Genomic DNA, 16,100 nt, shown 5'->3' with positions numbered 1-16,100 from the left:
CCTTATCCTTCTTTCTGCACCAAGACTAGTTCTGCTTCATTTTTTCTTAACGTTAATTCGTATCCACGAAGATTGATTTCAATCGGGTCCCCTAAAGGCGCCATTTTTCTGACTAGTAAATCCACCCCTTTTGTTAGTCCCATATCCATTAATCGTCTTTTAACAGCACCTTGTCCATGAATCCCAATGACGCGAGCTTTCTCCCCCACTGTTAATTGATCGAGCGATAGCCAATTTTCCTCATTGATACTTTTTTCTACTATTGTAATCTGCTGCAATACAGATACATTAATCGCAATTCGACTATTATGTAGCAAAACGATCCCATTCTCCCTAGAATAATTCACCAATACCACTTTTCCTCCTGAGACAAAACCAAGGTTATTTAGATGTTTCTTGGCAAAACCTTCCGCTTGAATTCCTTCAATTGTATAAACCTTATTCAACTTTGCTTGTGCCAATGTCAACATTTAGTGATCCTCCTATTTTAAAAGCCAGTATCTTGTAACATAATTCATCCCAATCTTTTCCCTGTTTAAAGCGAACTATTGTGAAAAAGTTTCAATCATTCTCCCATTGATACTGATAATCGTTCTCATCAAGTATACCTTTTTGTGAGACTTAAATCAATGTTCTTTCTACCTATAGTAAGAAAATACTCTCCACGCTGATTTGCCTCAATTTTTGTAGTGTGTCTTACTTTCATTCACCACTATATCTTGTGCTTTAGCTCCCATATTTTCTAATTCAAAATTTAATAAATTTCTTTTTTTAGCACAAAAACAGCTTGAAAAGTCGCCTAAATCTAGAGATTACGAGCTTTCATATTTCTTTCAAAAACACAAAACATGGTATTCAGACAAAAAACAACCACAATATGTAGTGCCTAACTGTTGACTTTTTTCGTGAGAGATTTATACTAGTGAAGTAAACTAATTGAGGGGGAATTAAAAATGAACGTAAAAATCTTTTCTAAAAATAATTGTATCCAATGTAAAATGGCAAAACGCTTTTTGAGCGAGAATAATATAGCATTTGAAGAAGTAAATATCGATATCCAACCAGACGCGATCGAATGGTTAAAAGAACAAGGATTTCAAAGTGTTCCGGTTATCACTTCTGACGCTACAACAGTTGTAGGATTTCGTCCTGATCAATTAAAACAATTGGCTAGCTAAAATGAAAATTGTTTATTTTTCAGTCACTGGACAAACCAGACGCTTCATTAAAAAATTGGATTTAGCAGCTTACGAAATTGAGCCTGCGAATCCTTTTTTTGAGATAAATGAGCCTTTTGTTCTAGTCGTTCCTACTTATGACCAAGAGATCACTGAAGTAGTGAACGATTTTCTTGATTACAAAAGTAATCGAGAAAACTTACAAGGCGTTGCAGGAGGCGGCAACCTTAATTTCGCAGAATTATTTGTATATACAGCCAAAGACATAGCACGTGATTACAACGTTCCGATGCTTTTTGCATTTGAATTTAGCGGTACGAACGAAGACGTGGAATCCTTTAAGAAAGTAGTGAATGAACTTGAGTCTAAAAGAAATTAAAGATGTTAGCTATTTTAAGCTGAATAACGAGATCAACCGTCCCGTTGATGGACAAATTCCTTTACATAAGGATAAAGAAGCTTTGGAAGCTTTCTTCAAAGAAAATGTTCTTCCTAACACAAGAACCTTCAATACTATAGAAGAAAAAATCAATTACTTGATCGACAATGATTATTTAGAAACCGCCTTTATCGAAAAATATTCTATGGCTTTTATTGAACAATTATACACATTTCTTGATGAACAGCAGTTTGAATTCAAATCATTCATGGCCGCTTACAAGTTTTATTCACAATATGCGCTTAAAAACAACGAAGGAACTGAATACTTAGAAAGTTATGAAGATCGTGTCGCTTTTAATGCATTATATTTCGCTGATGGCAATGAAGAATTAGCTTTAATTTTAGCTGATGAAATGATTCATCAACGTTACCAACCTGCAACGCCTTCTTTCTTGAATGCTGGGCGTAAACGTCGCGGTGAGCTTGTTTCTTGTTTCTTGATCCAAGTAACAGATGACATGAACAGTATCGGCCGTTCAATCAACTCCGCTTTACAATTATCACGTATTGGTGGCGGTGTGGGTATCACATTAGCAAACTTACGTGAAGCAGGTGCTCCGATCAAAGGATACGAAGGAGCTGCCAGCGGCGTGGTTCCTGTTATGAAATTGTTCGAAGATAGTTTTAGCTATTCTAATCAATTAGGTCAACGTCAAGGTGCTGGAGTTGTGTATCTAAACGTTTTTCATCCAGATATCGAAATGTTTCTATCTACAAAAAAAGAAAATGCGGATGAAAAAGTTCGTGTGAAGACATTATCTTTAGGTGTTGTGGTTCCTGATAAATTTTATGAATTAGCTCGCAATAATGAAGATATGTATTTATTCAGCCCATATAGTGTAGAACGTGAATATGGCGTACCGTTCTCTTATGTTGATATTACAAAAGAATATGACAACCTAGTTGCCAATCCAAAAATTCGTAAACGTAAAATCAAAGCACGTGACTTAGAAAATGAAATTTCTAAATTACAACAAGAATCTGGCTACCCATATATCATCAATATTGATACAGCCAATAGAAGCAATCCAGCTTATGGCAAAATCATCATGAGTAACTTATGTTCAGAAATTTTACAAGTTCAAACACCATCTGTTTTGAATGGCAAACAAGAGTATGAAACACTTGGGACAGATATCAGCTGTAACCTAGGTTCAACGAACATCGTCAACTTAATGGATAGTCCTGACTTTGGTAAATCAGTTCGTGCTATGACACGTGCCTTAACATTTGTTACAGATGCTTCAGATATCGATGTAGTTCCTTCTATTCAAAACGGAAATAGATTAAGCCATACAATTGGACTTGGTGCGATGGGTCTCCATACATTCTTTGCTAAAAACCATATGGAATATGGTTCAAAAGACTCATTAGATTTCACCAATGTTTACTTTACTTTATTAAATTATTGGACTCTAGTAGAAAGCAATAACATTGCTAAACAATACAACGAAACATTCCATAACTTTGAAAAATCTGATTATGCTAATGGTTCTTATTTCGATAAATATATTGAAGGAGATTTCACTCCTCAATCGGATAAAGTCAAAGAAATTTTCAAAGATATTTTTGTTCCAACATCTGAAGACTGGGCAAAATTACGTGATGCAGTGAAGCAAGATGGTTTATACCACCAAAATCGTTTAGCTGTAGCACCTAATGGTTCTATCTCCTATATCAATGATACAAGTGCTAGTATCCATCCTATCACTCGTATGATCGAAGAGCGCCAAGAAAAGAAAATCGGTAAAATTTATTACCCTGCTCCTTATCTAGCAAATGATACAATTCCTTATTACACGTCTGCATATGACATGGATATGCGTAAAGTGATCGATGTTTATGCAACAGCACAACAACACGTAGATCAAGGAATGAGTTTAACCTTGTTTATGCGTTCTGAGATTCCAGAAGGTTTATATGAGTGGAAAGATTCACCGAAACAAACCACTCGTGATTTGAATATTTTACGTCACTATGCTTTCCATAAAGGGGTTAAATCAATTTATTACGTAAGAACATTTACAGATGATGCGGAAGAAATCGGCAGTAACCAATGTGAAAGTTGTGTCATTTAGAAAAGCAAAAAGAGCTCGTAAAAATACAAACAAGGCGCCCTCTGGTCGCCTTGTTCCATGATATGATGTATTTTATTGTAAGGGTAATAAGGAGGAAAAGACATGGCAACCTATTATGAAGCAATTAACTGGAACGCTATCGAAGATGTGATCGACAAGTCTACTTGGGAAAAACTAACGGAGCAATTTTGGTTAGATACTCGTATTCCTTTGTCTAACGACCTCGATGACTGGAGAACTCTTTCAGATCTCGAAAAAACGACTGTAGGATATGTTTTTGGCGGTTTGACATTATTAGATACTGTTCAGTCTGAAAGTGGGATGGAACAGCTAAGAAATGATGTTCGCACACCACATGAAGAGGCTGTTTTAAATAATATCCAATTTATGGAATCAGTTCATGCTAAAAGTTATTCATCTATCTTCAGTACATTAAATACTAAAAAAGAAATCGATGATATCTTCGAATGGACAAATACAAATGTTTATCTACAAAAAAAAGCAGAAAAAATCAATGAAATTTACAAAACTGGTACACCATTAGAAAAGAAAGTTGCTAGCGTATTTTTAGAAACATTCCTATTCTACTCTGGTTTTTATACGCCTCTTTACTATTTAGGCAATAATAAACTAGCAAACGTTGCGGAAATCATCAAATTGATTATTCGTGATGAATCTGTTCATGGAACTTATATTGGCTACAAATTCCAATTAGGATTCAATGAGTTGTCTGAAGCAGAACAAACTGAAATGAAAGATTGGATGTACAATCTTCTTTATGAATTATACGAAAATGAAGAACGATATACTGAAGAATTATATGATGGATTAGGCTGGACTGAGGAGGTAAAAACCTTCCTACGTTACAATGCTAACAAAGCGTTGATGAACCTTGGAATGGATCCATTGTTTGCCGATACAGCCAATGATGTTAATCCAATCGTTATGAACGGTATATCTACCGGTACAAGCAATCACGATTTCTTCTCTCAAGTTGGGAATGGTTACTTATTAGGAACTGTTGAAGCAATGAAAGATGACGATTATTTGATTGGTATGGAATAATTCTTCCTAAAAAAGGTCTAGGATAAAACGACTTAAGTTGTTATCCTAGCCTTTTTTATTGATCTATTAGAAGCTCTCTCTCTAATATTCACCCCCTTTCCGTGATATACTTGTCCTATTAAAAAACTTTTGCTAAACGAATTATTTTTAAGAGGTGTATCATGAATATTTTAGTATATAAATTCCTGCTCGGTTTCATCACAGGAAATATAATTGGTCTGTTCTCTTATATTACCCATTTGCTTACAAAGTCTGGAGTATTGGCTGTAATTCTTATGGCTACCGTTGTTTGCGGCTTTGGCTCATGGCCAACTTGGGGCTTACTTATTTTATTTTTTGCAAGTTCTGGATGTATTTATTTTCTAAAAAAAAGAATGAATGCCACTAAAGCGACATCAATTGTTGAAAAAGGGCACACAAGAGATGGCTGGCAAGTACTTGCTAATAGTCTTCCAGCCATCAGTTCTTTAGTGCTTTTCTATTATACAGAAAACCAATTATTCTTATTTGGCTATGTTAGCGGGATCGCTGGTGCTACTGCGGATACATGGGGGTCTGAAATCGGGATTTTAAGTAAACGTCATCCTCTCTCAATTATCTCCTTTAAACAGATTGAAACAGGACTATCTGGTGGTATTTCTATGCTTGGAAGTTTGGCTTCTTTTTTTGGCAGTCTATTGATTTCATTTACTACCTGGTTGTGTTATCGCTGGCTTCCTGTTTCCGAGCATCTAACTACGCTATTCTTTATCGTTCCACTTCTTTGTGGTATTTTCGGATCGCTTGTGGATAGTTTGTTAGGGGCAACATTGCAAGCAAAATATCGCTGTACTATTTGTGGACAACTTACAGAACAAAAGCAACATCATCAACAAGAAACAAACCAAATAAACGGACTATCCTGGATGACAAATGATTGGGTTAATTTTTTTAGCGGCTGTTTGACCGTCCTATTAAGTTGGCTTCTTATTTTCCTCTTGACTAATCGTAGGAAAGAGCCTGGGACATAACTAAAAAGGTTATGTTTCAGGCTATTAGTAACCGAATAAACGGTGGGCGCAGAAGCAACTCCTTCGGAAATAAGCCGAAATTGCTGTAAAACACAACAAGGAACAAGTTGATGTTGCACAGTACCTACTTGGTCACAAAATTTGAAGAGCAATTTTCTTAAATTCCTTCTTATTTCTCGGAGTTAAACAATTCTGTCCCAACCTCATACTTATTGTGGTAATGAAAATAGATTAAATACTCACTAACCGTAGTTTTGTTATATTTTTATAAATCGATAAATCTTCTATTACTTCAGCATACGTCATTCCTTTTGGCAAATCAATTGTATAGATATTCGTGTAAATCTGCGTGTCTTCTATCAATACTACATTGAAGTTTACATCTTCGATTTCGATTTTATGATCTTCAAAATACTGATTGATAAACTCTTTTGTTTCCTGCTTGTGTATATAACGAATCTCTAATTTTTTTGTCGTTGGTACGTGGATTACTTTTTTCACTAATGTTAATGCTATAAATACGCCAATAAAACTAGTGATGGCAATTGCATAGTAACCCATACCAATCGCAATTCCTAAGCCAGCGATAGCCCATAATGAAGCAGCCGTGGTCAATCCTGTTACTGATTGTTTCGTTACAATGATCGTTCCTGCACCTAAAAAACCAATCCCACTAACTACTTGAGCAATCAAACGAGCCTGATCTGAACGAATGACTCCTGATAATTCTGGATGATTTATCGCATCTTTCAATGCGTTTTCTGCAATTTCAACTTGAATGAGTGCAATAATCGTCGCCCCCATACAAACCAAAATATGCGTCCGCATGCCAGCTGGTCGATTTTTATATTGCCGCTCAAATCCAATGACGCCACCAATTAGCATTGCCAAGCATAATCGTATTATAATTTCTGGAACTGTTAAAATCATATTATTCGTCATACTCATCCCTCCTAGTCCTCTTCTATTTCATTATAGCACTAATTTGGATTAAGAAAACGGCGTTCGTTTATGAACAAAAAAAGTGTTTGTACTATACCGTAAAAGTCATAGTACAAACACAACTACTTTTTATAGCTTACTTGCTGCAGCTTCATCAATGATAACAACAACATCTGAATGATTTTGTAAAGCACTTGCAGGTAAATCAACAGAAACAGGTCCATCGATCATTCCTTTGATCGCATCGGCTTTCGCTTCACCATAAGCCATTAAAATCATTTTTTTACCTTTCATGATTGAACCGATTCCCATTGAAACAGCTCTTGTTGGTACATCTTCTACTTTTTCAAAATTACGTTTATTCGCATTGATTGTAGATTCTGTCAATTCAACGACATGCGTTAAACTATCTAACGGAGTTCCTGGTTCATTAAAACCAATATGTCCATTTTGACCAATACCTAGGATTTGAATATCGATTGGGTTACTGTCGATAATGCTCTCATAATGTTTGCATTCAGTCGCTAAATCGTCCGCTTTTCCGTTTGGTACGTATGTGTTTTTAAATGGTTTTTTATTGAATAATTGATCATTCATGAAATAACGATAACTTTGATCATCGTCTCCACCTAAGCCAACATATTCATCTAAATTTACAGAAGTCATGTCTGTAAAATCTAAATCACTTGCAGTCATTTCTTTATACAATGTTTCAGGTGTACTTCCTGTCGCAAGCCCCAAAACTTTTGCACCCTTATCCATACCTTCTTTGATTAGTTCAAATGCTTTTTTTCCGCCTTCTTCTGCGTTTGCTACTTTGATAATTTTCATCGAAAATTGCTCCCTTATATCCATATTTGGTATAGTCCAATTATAACACCCTATAAAACAGATTTCTAGTCTAAAGTAGAGATAAAATAAAAAAAACTTCAATCCTCTTTCGAGAATTGAAGTTTATCAATTAATATCCATCCTAATATTGGCCTTCATCCACTACATTTTGATCTGTATAGGAATTGGGATCAACATTCGTACCATCTTGACTATAATCATAATTAGTAGCTGCATCAGACGCTCCATCATAAGAAGCCGTCTCATTCCCACTAATCTGATTACTGTAATTACTGCTATCTTTTGCCTGCATGTCTTTATTTTCTGGTAACCCTAATTGAGACCGTAATTTTGTTTGCACTTCGTAGAGTTTAGTTGGATCTAAGATTTGGTAATAGATACCACCAATCATTGTACCTTCACCCTCTAGCTGTAGAGAGTCAATATTTTTAAAGGCTGGCATATACTTCTTCTGAATATCTACCATATTATCCCAAGTTAAATCCGTTCTTACATTATCTTTTACTGCGTCCAAAATTTTTCTGTATTTTGAAATACCATCTAAACTGATGATCTTATTCACAATTTTTTCGACAACTTCTCGCTGTCTTCTTTGACGTCCTATATCGCCTTCTGGATCTTCTTCACGCATCCTTGCATATGCCAATCCAGTCTCACTATCAAGCTTGATATGACCCTTTGGAACTGTAATACCATCTAGTGTAAATTCAAAAGGATTATCAACTTCAATGCCGCCTACAGCGTCAATTAAATCTTTTAAACCTTTCATATTAATCGATACATAGTTATCGATTGGAATATCCAATAAATTCTCTACTGTATCAATCGCCATCTTAGCTCCACCTTTAGCTCCACCAAAAGCATAAGCATGATTCAATTTATCTTCTGTACCATATCCAACAATCTCAGTTAGGATATCTCTATCTAAACTAATCATTGTAGATTTTTTTTCTTTAGGATTAATTGTAACTACCATTGTTGTATCAGAACGACCTTGCTCTGTCCGTCCCAAGTCACCAGTATCAATTCCCATCAGTAAAACTGAAAAAGGTTCTTGCGCATCAATATTTACAGCCGTATCTCTTCTTTTAGAAGTCCGGTCGATCGATTCATACACACCTTTTACTGTACCAGTTGCATCTGAATACATTTTAATTCCATATGCGCAGAAACCTGCAACTGAAACAAGAACTAATCCCAAAGCAGTTAATATTACTTTTTTCCATAGGTTCATAAGACACTTCCTCATTTTTGCAAAAATAATTCATGAAATCTATTTTCTCACAATTTGAACGCTGTCGCAACTTTTTTAAGAAATTGGCATGATATCTTAATGTAAATGTAAAATAATAATAGATTAATGCTTCCTTGATGTCGAAATCTTTCAACAATACTTATCAACTTTAAGATTAACTACTTTTCTAATTTCAGTCTTGTCAGAAATGCACTTGCTAAATAAATAAATAGTACCATTTTGAGGCTATTTACTGAAAAAAAGATTGAGAATAACCGTTCACTTATTGACATTAAAAACACTCCTGATACCATATACCCATATATAATAAGTGGTACATCAACTTTCTGTGAAGAGGGTCTCAATTTTACAAAACTATAGAATACAGAATAAAACCAAGAAGTCAAAACCGAAAATAAAATCAAACCAGACATACCAAAATCATAAATATATGACCTAAATGCAGTATATACATTTCCTAAACTATATCCGGTTTGGGCATATCTAAACTCTTTATGAGATATATATACTAATTCCGGAATATGAAACGTCCCGCCTATAAATCTATTAATCCTAAAAAATAATTCTTTCCCAAATACATCAGATGTTGGTGGGGGGGCTTTCAAAAAAGCGTCCAATAAAGGGATCGGTCCTCCTGCATATACAGTAAAATAGTAAAGTGGATCATTTGCAGATTTTTCACTCAATCCTCTACCAATAACACTTCTTAACGAAACAAAGCAAACAAATATTGCTATTAAAAAGAAAGCAATCTTCATTAATTGTTTCATATTAATCATATTTCTGCCATATTTTTTATAGGTCAAAACAAAATAATATACAATAGCAGCCATCGCAAAGTATAGTACTTGTATTCTGGCAGCCGACATAAACGTAGTAAGGCAACAAATGATCACTGGAATAAATAGCGTTTTTTTCACCTTAATTCCTTCTATTAAAATATTATTAACTATAATGAATAGGTAAACATAGGACAACGCTACCGTAAAATCATATAGGTGACCGGCTATTCCAGACATCCCTTCTCCATCACCTAAAACTCCATAAGAAGTTGCTTGACGATAATAGTACATGATTGAAGACCAATCTTTACCACCACCTACGCTCCTTGAAATTCTAAGTACTTCTTTTACATAATAAAGACCACTGACTAACGAAAAAAGAATTGAGAGTATCTGCTGTAACTTGGGAACCTTTATTACTTGTTTGATTTCACTCCTTGAGTAATCCCATTGAAATAATTGTAAATTCGAAGTGGTTACATAAGCAGTAACAATAAAAATCACTATACCAAAAACAATCACTAAGTATGTTTCCCATCCAAGTTCAATCTTCCATAAATTCAAGTTATACAAAGCACATAAGATACTAAAGAGAAAAACTTCAGAAATTATCATTCCTGGATGAATAATGTCTCCTTTAAATAAAAATATGGAGATAAAAAAGATAAATAATATAGTGATAAAAAGTAGTATTAATGTCATAGTTCACCTCACTTCTTCCAAATTACTCAATTCCATTTCTCTCCACTAAAAATTTTATATATATAATACATATAAAATATCGTATTGATCTTCTCATGTAATACTAAGAATTCAAACAACGAATTCAAAGTAAACTTTTTTGCAAATGATTTTTCTTTAATTTTTAATGATTCATCCTTGATAACTTCCCTTATTACCTGTTTTTTTTCTTTATTAGTTAAATCACAATCATTATGTAGCAGTTGACTTGAAATAATAATTTTTATATATTGAATTTTATACTCTTTAATATATCGATGCTCGTTCTGATTACTAATACATTCCCAAATTTTTGATTCAGTCAATGCAGTTTTAAGTATGGAGTCTATTTTATTTTTGCTATACTTTCTAGATGTAGAAGATAAATCCCTTCTGTAATGAATATAATACGATTTAGGGTTAATAATTATACTCTTACAAGCATGAAAAAAGTCATAAGAAAATTTAGCATCCTCACTTCCAAACTTCATTGATTCATCAAAAGACAAATTATTTTCAACTATTATTTCCCTTCTATATAACCCATTCCATACATTCAAAAGAAGATTATTCTTTTTAAAATAATGATAGTAATCATACTTACTCTTTGCTGTAAAAACTTTTACTTCCTTATTAAAAAAAAACGATTCAGACGTCCTTAATATATCACCCTCTTTGTTTACATCTATTAGAACTCTGCCAAACCTTACTGCGTCAGCTGTTTCATCGATTAATAATCTTATGTTATCATTCAAAAAATTTCTATCTAACTCATCATCATTATCTAAAAATGTAATATATTTTCCTGTTGAAACATCAATTCCTTTGTTTCGAGTAGCACAAATCCCAATGTTGTAATCATTCTGAAAAAATTTGATTCTAGAGTCTTTTTTTGCAAATTTTCTAGCAATACTTGGTGAAAAATCAGCGGAACCATCATCTATCAATAGTAGCTCAAAATTCTCATAGGTTTGATTCAGAACAGATTCTATGGCTGTTTCTAAATAAAGCTCCGAATTATAAATTGGCATCACTATACTAATTAACATATATGTTCGTCCTTATTATTGTTAGATATCTTTTCGACTAGCTCACTTGAAGAAATTCCCTTAGTATAGGGTAAAAAACATACATCAACTCCATGTTTTTTCAACTGGATTTCAGTCTCAGTCCATCGACTAGTTCCTTTCCAATCATCTCCAATAAAAACACAATCAAATTTGAAACGTCGCCAAGCATCAACTTTGTCTAAATTTTCCATTAATTCAACTTGATCAACAACTTCAAGAGCATCGACAACTTTCATTCTGTCATGAACATCAATTATAGGAAGTTTGCTTTTATATAATGTCACTAGTTCATCACTATTCACCCCTACTATCAAGTAGTCACATTTTGCCTTAGCTGCATTGAGTAAATTTAAATGCCCCACATGAAACATATCAAATGTTCCAGCAGTAAATCCAACCTTGTACATAAATAAAACTCCTACTCTTTAATAATTTCCGTATTATGTTTATTTCTCATATGCTCAGGTGGTAATTGCATATAATCTCCATATATTTGTTTCAAATAATCATCATAATTCTTAGGAGCATTAAAATAATTCCCTTCAAATTCAAGAATTATTCCCTCTGCATAGATATTTTTTTTATTAAATATACTATTAAACCTATACGCACCATGAAAATTGAAATACACTTCAGAAGATTCGTCTGAATATTTTCTCAATGCATCCTCAAGAATATCGTATTGGTGATTTAAATTTAAATATTTTCCAATAGAAAAAATGCTATTAACCTTTAATAACATTTTTTCATGTAATGGCCTATCTTTTTTGTTATCTTGTACATTTTCATAGTTAGCAAAACCAACCATAACTTTTAAAAACAACAATTTCATTTTATGAAAATTTGCTTTGACTGAAGACTTTGGTAAACCATCTAACGGAAATATATCAATCCAAACTGGTTCTTGCCTAGGAACTTTCCAACTATTGTTTACTATTTTAACTGAAAGATCGACTAATCTAGAATTTGGTCGTTTAGATTCCGAAATACTACTATAATGCCAAAATTGCTTACTCCCTATAAACTCTTTTGAGGCTATTTCGACAAATTTGTCATAATCCGTTCTTGGCATAGCAACATCTATATCGTCATCCCATGGAATAAACCCTTTATGTCTAATGGCTCCCAAATAAGTTCCACCACTAATGTAATAAGTTAATTGATTTTTATCACATATATCTCTAAATAAAATCAATAACTCTAATTCTTTTTGTTGTAAATCTTTAAGTTCCAACATGTATTCTCCTCTTTTATCAGTTACGCTCCCAAAGACTTTCGTATGAATCCGCAATAGTATTCCATGAGTAATCTTGTTCTAAAAAGTCATTAGTTTCTATATTAGAGTGACAAGCTTTCAAAAAAGTACTATCGTCTAATTGACTTATCAGTTGACTTAAGCGAGTGTCTTTCTTCCAATATAAAGCACTATTCCTACCAACTTCCCTATTAAAACAGACATCCAACAGAAGATTTAATTTCGTTGAAGCTAATGCTTCTAAGAGTGAGGGATTTGTGCCTCCAACTTCATGACCATGAAGATAGGCAAAAGCATTCTCTCTAATATATTTTAGAAGTTCTTGATTATAAACAGTTCCAACAAACTTAATTCTCTCATCATTTTGAAAATCAGTCTCTTTGTTCAATTTTTTATAAAAATCGTTATCCTCTATATTAGTAATCAACACAAAGTTTTTTTTCGTAGAGGACTTCATAAATTCCCGAATCATAATTTCATAATTATTTTCTGGAACAAACCTACCAACTACCAGATAATAATTATTTTCTAGTACCCTTTTTTCCGAAAACCATTCACGCACAATCACATCATCAGAAGTTAAAGATGATTTTTTTAAGTCTGTCCCGTACGCAATGTAAGTCGTTTTCGGTTGATATTTATGATAGTCATTTTTTATATATTTTTCTATATTCAAACTATCGCATATTAATAAGTCTGAATATTTGACCATCAGCCTTTCAGAAAACTTCCAATATTTCCGAACAGGATAAGGCCATTTAGCTCTAAGCCATTCATGGCCATCTGGATTAACGTATAGTTTTCCGCCTATTTTTTGAATTTTTTTCTTATAATAGTTTATAACTGGACCGATCCGACAAGCTAAGATATAAAAAATAGGCGCAACATTATTGTCCTTTTCCGCTAATTTAATAGCGTAATCTAATGCTTTCATATCATAATAAATTGCTTTGGCCGGACCGATATTGGGAACGGTAATATTAAAACAATCCGCTTGGTTATAATTAAAATGCTTTTGCCCGTTACCATATAAATTATCCCCATTGTTCATACACGCAACATGGTATTGAATGTCGTCACTTTTTTTATACTGGGTTAATTTTTCAACAAATGTTTCAAATCCACCATATTTGGCTGGAATTCCTTTAGAACCGATAATATAAATATGTTGCTTAGAATTACTCATCAATAGGCTCCTCTAGATAAAAACATTACTTTAAACGTTAGTAAAATAATTTTAAAATCATTATAAATCGATTGTTGTTCAATGTACTCTAAATCGAAGTCAACCATATCATCAAAATGAACATCATTCCTACCTCTAATTTGCCATAATCCTGTACAACCAGGTTTGACACTCAAGCGTTGCATATCTCGTTGACTATATTCATCAACTTCTCTTTGCAATGGTGGTCTGGGCCCAACTAAAGACATTTCGCCTTTTAAAACATTCAAAAGTTGAGGTAGTTCATCAATGCTTGTCTTGCGAATTTTTTTTCCTATTTTGGTCACTCTGGGATCTTCTTTTATTTTGAACATTGCGCCTTCGATTTCATTTAATTCAATTAAATCATGCAACTGTTCTTCTGCATCAACACACATAGAACGAAATTTGTACATGGTGAATAAACGCCCCTGTTTGCCGACTCTTTTTTGTGAAAAGACAACTGGACCGCTTGGATCTTCTAGTCTTATTAGAAACGCTACAACTAGAAACACTGGGCTTAATAAAATTAAGCCACACGCGCTACCTAAAATATCCACGATTCTTTTAAACAGTCTGAAAAATAAAGATTGATGTTTAAAATCATTTTTTTTCTGTACACGTCTACCAACATCCACAAACTTTCCCTCCAAATTGACCACTCCTTTTAACGCAAATACTACCTACCAATAACTTTTTCATGTTGTAGAACTATTATGTAATCCTATGTACCAACAATTGTTTACTTACCTTACCTAAAATAACCCAAACCTTTTAGAGTTGATTTCCCTAAATTCTGGTCTTTGCACACTATCCCCATTCAAGATATCTCTAGCCATTTGCTGCATTGCTGCCACATGTTCGACCCCCATGTCCTTAGCGATTGCCTCATACGCTTTTTGCATAAAAAAGCCACGTTTTTTAATATTATGTGCATCAGAGGCCATCATATAGACTAGGTTATGTGCAACCATTTGTTTCGCCGTTCGTTCGATTTTTTTTCCAAAAACACCAACATAACTTGGTGCCGTCAGTTGGGTCAATACGCCCATCTCCAAAAACGGCAACAGTCTGTTGGGATCTTGAATAAATTTACTGTTTCTTTCTGGGTGAACGATGACCGGTGTATGACCAGCTTTTAACAATTCAAAAAATAAATGTTCCGCATAGGCTGGAATATCATTAGTAGGAAATTCAATCAAAATATAACGATTAGCAAGGTCTGTAAACAAGATTTCGTTAGCCTTAATTTGATCTAACAAGTCCCCGCCAATCCTCACTTCTTGACCTTCAAATAAGGTGAGCGGGATATCTCTAAGATCTAATTCTCTTTGCAAATTAGCCACATGAGTAATGACCTGAGCGGCAGGATTATCATATTTCCCATTGTTATGATGAGGCGTACAAAGTATATGGGTAATGCCTTGCTTAACAGCCATTCTAGCCATATCCATTGCATCTTCAGTCGTTTTCGCCCCATCATCGATCCCTGGCAATATGTGACAATGTAAATCAATCATCGGTTTATGTCCTTCCTGCTTACTATTTACGAACCATAATAATATCCTTGATCTGCTACGTTCTTAGATCCGTTGTACACAACTCCCAGAATATTTGCGTCTACCATCTCTAATAAACTTTTAGCCTTTAATAAAGAATCTCTTTTTGAGACATTCTCACGGACAACTAAAATGGTGCCGTCTGATTTTGACGCTACAATTTGGGCATCGGTCACAGCCACGACTGGTGGCATATCAAAGATTACTAAATCGTATTGTTGTTTTAGTTCCATCATCAATTCTTTCATTCGTCTAGAATCCAACAATTCTGAAGGATTCGGCGGTTTAGGTCCACTTGTCATCAAAAATAAATTATCTACACCTGAAGATTGAACAACCTGATGTAATACGGTCTCACGACTTCCCAACAACGTACTCAATCCGCGGATATTATCTAATGAAAAAGTTTTCGCAACTGTAGGCTTACGCATATCAGCATCCACTAACAATACGCGCTTGCCTGAATTGGCAAATACGATAGCTAAATTTGCTGAAGTAGTTGATTTCCCTTCGCTTGGTCCTGATGAAGTAATCACTAATGTTTTTAGATCTCTATCTACCATAGCGTATTGAATATTCGTCCGAACCGTTCGATATTGCTCTGAAATCGGTGAGGATTTATCGGCTAAAGTAATCAAACTTACTGCTTTGGTTTTCTGTTTTTTTTGAGGTCTTATTTTATTTGTCAT

The 16,100-nt window shown here is 34.0% G+C and carries 17 protein-coding genes; 5 read left to right on the top strand and 12 right to left on the bottom strand.

What is annotated here, in order from left to right:
* Positions 1–2 precede the first annotated feature (2 nt).
* The gene (locus IGJ34_RS03120; RefSeq protein WP_069653711.1) at positions 3–470 is read right to left on the bottom strand and encodes a FeoA family protein; all 468 of its coding nucleotides are present in this window, start codon (positions 468–470) and stop codon (positions 3–5) included.
* Between the two features lie 483 nt (positions 471–953).
* Between IGJ34_RS03120 and nrdH the strand changes: the two genes are divergently transcribed.
* The 5 genes from nrdH to IGJ34_RS03095 all read left to right on the top strand — a co-directional run bounded on the left by nrdH (position 954) and on the right by IGJ34_RS03095 (position 5,772).
* The gene (gene nrdH, locus IGJ34_RS03115; protein WP_069653710.1) at positions 954–1,178 is read left to right on the top strand and encodes a glutaredoxin-like protein NrdH; all 225 of its coding nucleotides are present in this window, start codon (positions 954–956) and stop codon (positions 1,176–1,178) included.
* A gap of 1 nt (position 1,179) precedes the next feature.
* Positions 1,180–1,557, top strand: a complete 378-nt coding sequence (gene nrdI / locus IGJ34_RS03110; protein WP_069653709.1) for a class Ib ribonucleoside-diphosphate reductase assembly flavoprotein NrdI — start codon at positions 1,180–1,182, stop codon at positions 1,555–1,557.
* A complete protein-coding gene (gene nrdE, locus IGJ34_RS03105; RefSeq protein ID WP_069653729.1) occupies positions 1,538–3,697 on the top strand; it encodes a class 1b ribonucleoside-diphosphate reductase subunit alpha in 2,160 nt (719 codons plus the stop codon). The genes nrdI and nrdE overlap by 20 nt, the downstream gene beginning before the upstream one ends.
* A 102-nt stretch (positions 3,698–3,799) precedes the next feature.
* Positions 3,800–4,762, top strand: a complete 963-nt coding sequence (nrdF, locus tag IGJ34_RS03100) for a class 1b ribonucleoside-diphosphate reductase subunit beta (protein ID WP_069653708.1) — start codon at positions 3,800–3,802, stop codon at positions 4,760–4,762.
* A 161-nt stretch (positions 4,763–4,923) separates the two neighbouring features.
* The gene (locus IGJ34_RS03095) at positions 4,924–5,772 is read left to right on the top strand and encodes a DUF92 domain-containing protein (protein WP_430598104.1); all 849 of its coding nucleotides are present in this window, start codon (positions 4,924–4,926) and stop codon (positions 5,770–5,772) included.
* 231 nt (positions 5,773–6,003) lie between these two features.
* On the opposite strand, the gene IGJ34_RS03090 is transcribed toward IGJ34_RS03095, so the two are convergent.
* The 11 genes from IGJ34_RS03090 to IGJ34_RS03040 form a co-directional block, all read right to left on the bottom strand.
* On the bottom strand, positions 6,004–6,714 hold the full coding sequence (locus tag IGJ34_RS03090) for an MgtC/SapB family protein (protein ID WP_069653707.1): 711 nt from the start codon (positions 6,712–6,714) through the stop codon (positions 6,004–6,006).
* Between the two features lie 129 nt (positions 6,715–6,843).
* Positions 6,844–7,545 carry a glucosamine-6-phosphate deaminase gene (gene nagB, locus IGJ34_RS03085; protein ID WP_010760417.1) on the bottom strand — a complete coding sequence of 234 codons (702 nt, stop codon included), beginning with the start codon at positions 7,543–7,545 and terminating at the stop codon, positions 6,844–6,846.
* Positions 7,546–7,687: 142 nt separating this feature from the next.
* Positions 7,688–8,800 (bottom strand): LCP family protein, encoded by a 1,113-nt coding sequence (locus IGJ34_RS03080; RefSeq protein ID WP_430598103.1) that lies wholly within the window; start codon positions 8,798–8,800, stop codon positions 7,688–7,690.
* 179 nt (positions 8,801–8,979) lie between these two features.
* Positions 8,980–10,305, bottom strand: coding sequence for an O-antigen polymerase (locus IGJ34_RS03075; RefSeq protein ID WP_069653705.1), 1,326 nt, complete (start codon positions 10,303–10,305; stop codon positions 8,980–8,982).
* A 26-nt stretch (positions 10,306–10,331) separates the two neighbouring features.
* A complete protein-coding gene (locus IGJ34_RS03070) occupies positions 10,332–11,372 on the bottom strand; it encodes a glycosyltransferase family 2 protein (RefSeq protein ID WP_069653704.1) in 1,041 nt (346 codons plus the stop codon).
* Complete coding sequence (locus IGJ34_RS03065; RefSeq protein WP_069653703.1) at positions 11,366–11,800, bottom strand: adenylyltransferase/cytidyltransferase family protein; 435 nt, start codon at positions 11,798–11,800, stop codon at positions 11,366–11,368. Before IGJ34_RS03065 ends, IGJ34_RS03070 begins: the two co-directional genes overlap by 7 nt.
* A gap of 11 nt (positions 11,801–11,811) precedes the next feature.
* Positions 11,812–12,630: a LicD family protein gene (locus IGJ34_RS03060; protein ID WP_430598102.1), complete on the bottom strand. Its 819-nt coding sequence runs from the start codon at positions 12,628–12,630 to the stop codon at positions 11,812–11,814.
* A 16-nt stretch (positions 12,631–12,646) separates the two neighbouring features.
* The gene (cps2T, locus tag IGJ34_RS03055) at positions 12,647–13,834 is read right to left on the bottom strand and encodes a beta 1-4 rhamnosyltransferase Cps2T (protein ID WP_430598101.1); all 1,188 of its coding nucleotides are present in this window, start codon (positions 13,832–13,834) and stop codon (positions 12,647–12,649) included.
* Positions 13,834–14,490, bottom strand: a complete 657-nt coding sequence (locus IGJ34_RS03050) for a sugar transferase (protein ID WP_240485849.1) — start codon at positions 14,488–14,490, stop codon at positions 13,834–13,836. Before IGJ34_RS03050 ends, cps2T begins: the two co-directional genes overlap by 1 nt.
* A gap of 117 nt (positions 14,491–14,607) precedes the next feature.
* Entirely contained in the window at positions 14,608–15,372 is a 765-nt protein-coding gene (locus tag IGJ34_RS03045; RefSeq protein ID WP_111246906.1) for a tyrosine-protein phosphatase, read from the bottom strand.
* Positions 15,373–15,398: 26 nt separating this feature from the next.
* Positions 15,399–16,100, bottom strand: coding sequence for a CpsD/CapB family tyrosine-protein kinase (locus tag IGJ34_RS03040; RefSeq protein ID WP_069653698.1), 702 nt, complete (start codon positions 16,098–16,100; stop codon positions 15,399–15,401).

This window comes from Enterococcus sp. AZ177 (assembly GCF_050544585.1).
In the GTDB taxonomy this organism is placed as follows: Bacteria; Bacillota; Bacilli; order Lactobacillales; family Enterococcaceae; genus Enterococcus_L; species Enterococcus_L plantarum.
Note: the sequence above shows the minus strand (reverse complement) of the source record. Positions and strands in the feature narration are given on the sequence as shown.

Bases quoted from the DNA above. Each gene is read 5' to 3' on its own strand.
- nrdF (WP_069653708.1), top strand. From the start codon at position 3,800: ATGGCAACCTATTATGAAGCAATTAACTGGAACGCTATCGAAGATGTG.
- IGJ34_RS03065 (WP_069653703.1), bottom strand. From the start codon at position 11,800: ATGTACAAGGTTGGATTTACTGCTGGAACATTTGATATGTTTCATGTG.
- IGJ34_RS03070 (WP_069653704.1), bottom strand. From the start codon at position 11,372: ATGTTAATTAGTATAGTGATGCCAATTTATAATTCGGAGCTTTATTTA.
- IGJ34_RS03120 (WP_069653711.1), bottom strand. From the start codon at position 470: ATGTTGACATTGGCACAAGCAAAGTTGAATAAGGTTTATACAATTGAA.
- nrdH (WP_069653710.1), top strand. From the start codon at position 954: ATGAACGTAAAAATCTTTTCTAAAAATAATTGTATCCAATGTAAAATG.
- IGJ34_RS03080 (WP_430598103.1), bottom strand. From the start codon at position 8,800: ATGAACCTATGGAAAAAAGTAATATTAACTGCTTTGGGATTAGTTCTT.
- IGJ34_RS03045 (WP_111246906.1), bottom strand. From the start codon at position 15,372: ATGATTGATTTACATTGTCACATATTGCCAGGGATCGATGATGGGGCG.
- IGJ34_RS03095 (WP_430598104.1), top strand. From the start codon at position 4,924: ATGAATATTTTAGTATATAAATTCCTGCTCGGTTTCATCACAGGAAAT.
- IGJ34_RS03075 (WP_069653705.1), bottom strand. From the start codon at position 10,305: ATGACATTAATACTACTTTTTATCACTATATTATTTATCTTTTTTATC.
- IGJ34_RS03040 (WP_069653698.1), bottom strand. From the start codon at position 16,100: ATGACAAATAAAATAAGACCTCAAAAAAAACAGAAAACCAAAGCAGTA.
- IGJ34_RS03060 (WP_430598102.1), bottom strand. From the start codon at position 12,630: ATGTTGGAACTTAAAGATTTACAACAAAAAGAATTAGAGTTATTGATT.
- IGJ34_RS03090 (WP_069653707.1), bottom strand. From the start codon at position 6,714: ATGACGAATAATATGATTTTAACAGTTCCAGAAATTATAATACGATTA.
- nagB (WP_010760417.1), bottom strand. From the start codon at position 7,545: ATGAAAATTATCAAAGTAGCAAACGCAGAAGAAGGCGGAAAAAAAGCA.
- cps2T (WP_430598101.1), bottom strand. From the start codon at position 13,834: ATGAGTAATTCTAAGCAACATATTTATATTATCGGTTCTAAAGGAATT.
- nrdI (WP_069653709.1), top strand. From the start codon at position 1,180: ATGAAAATTGTTTATTTTTCAGTCACTGGACAAACCAGACGCTTCATT.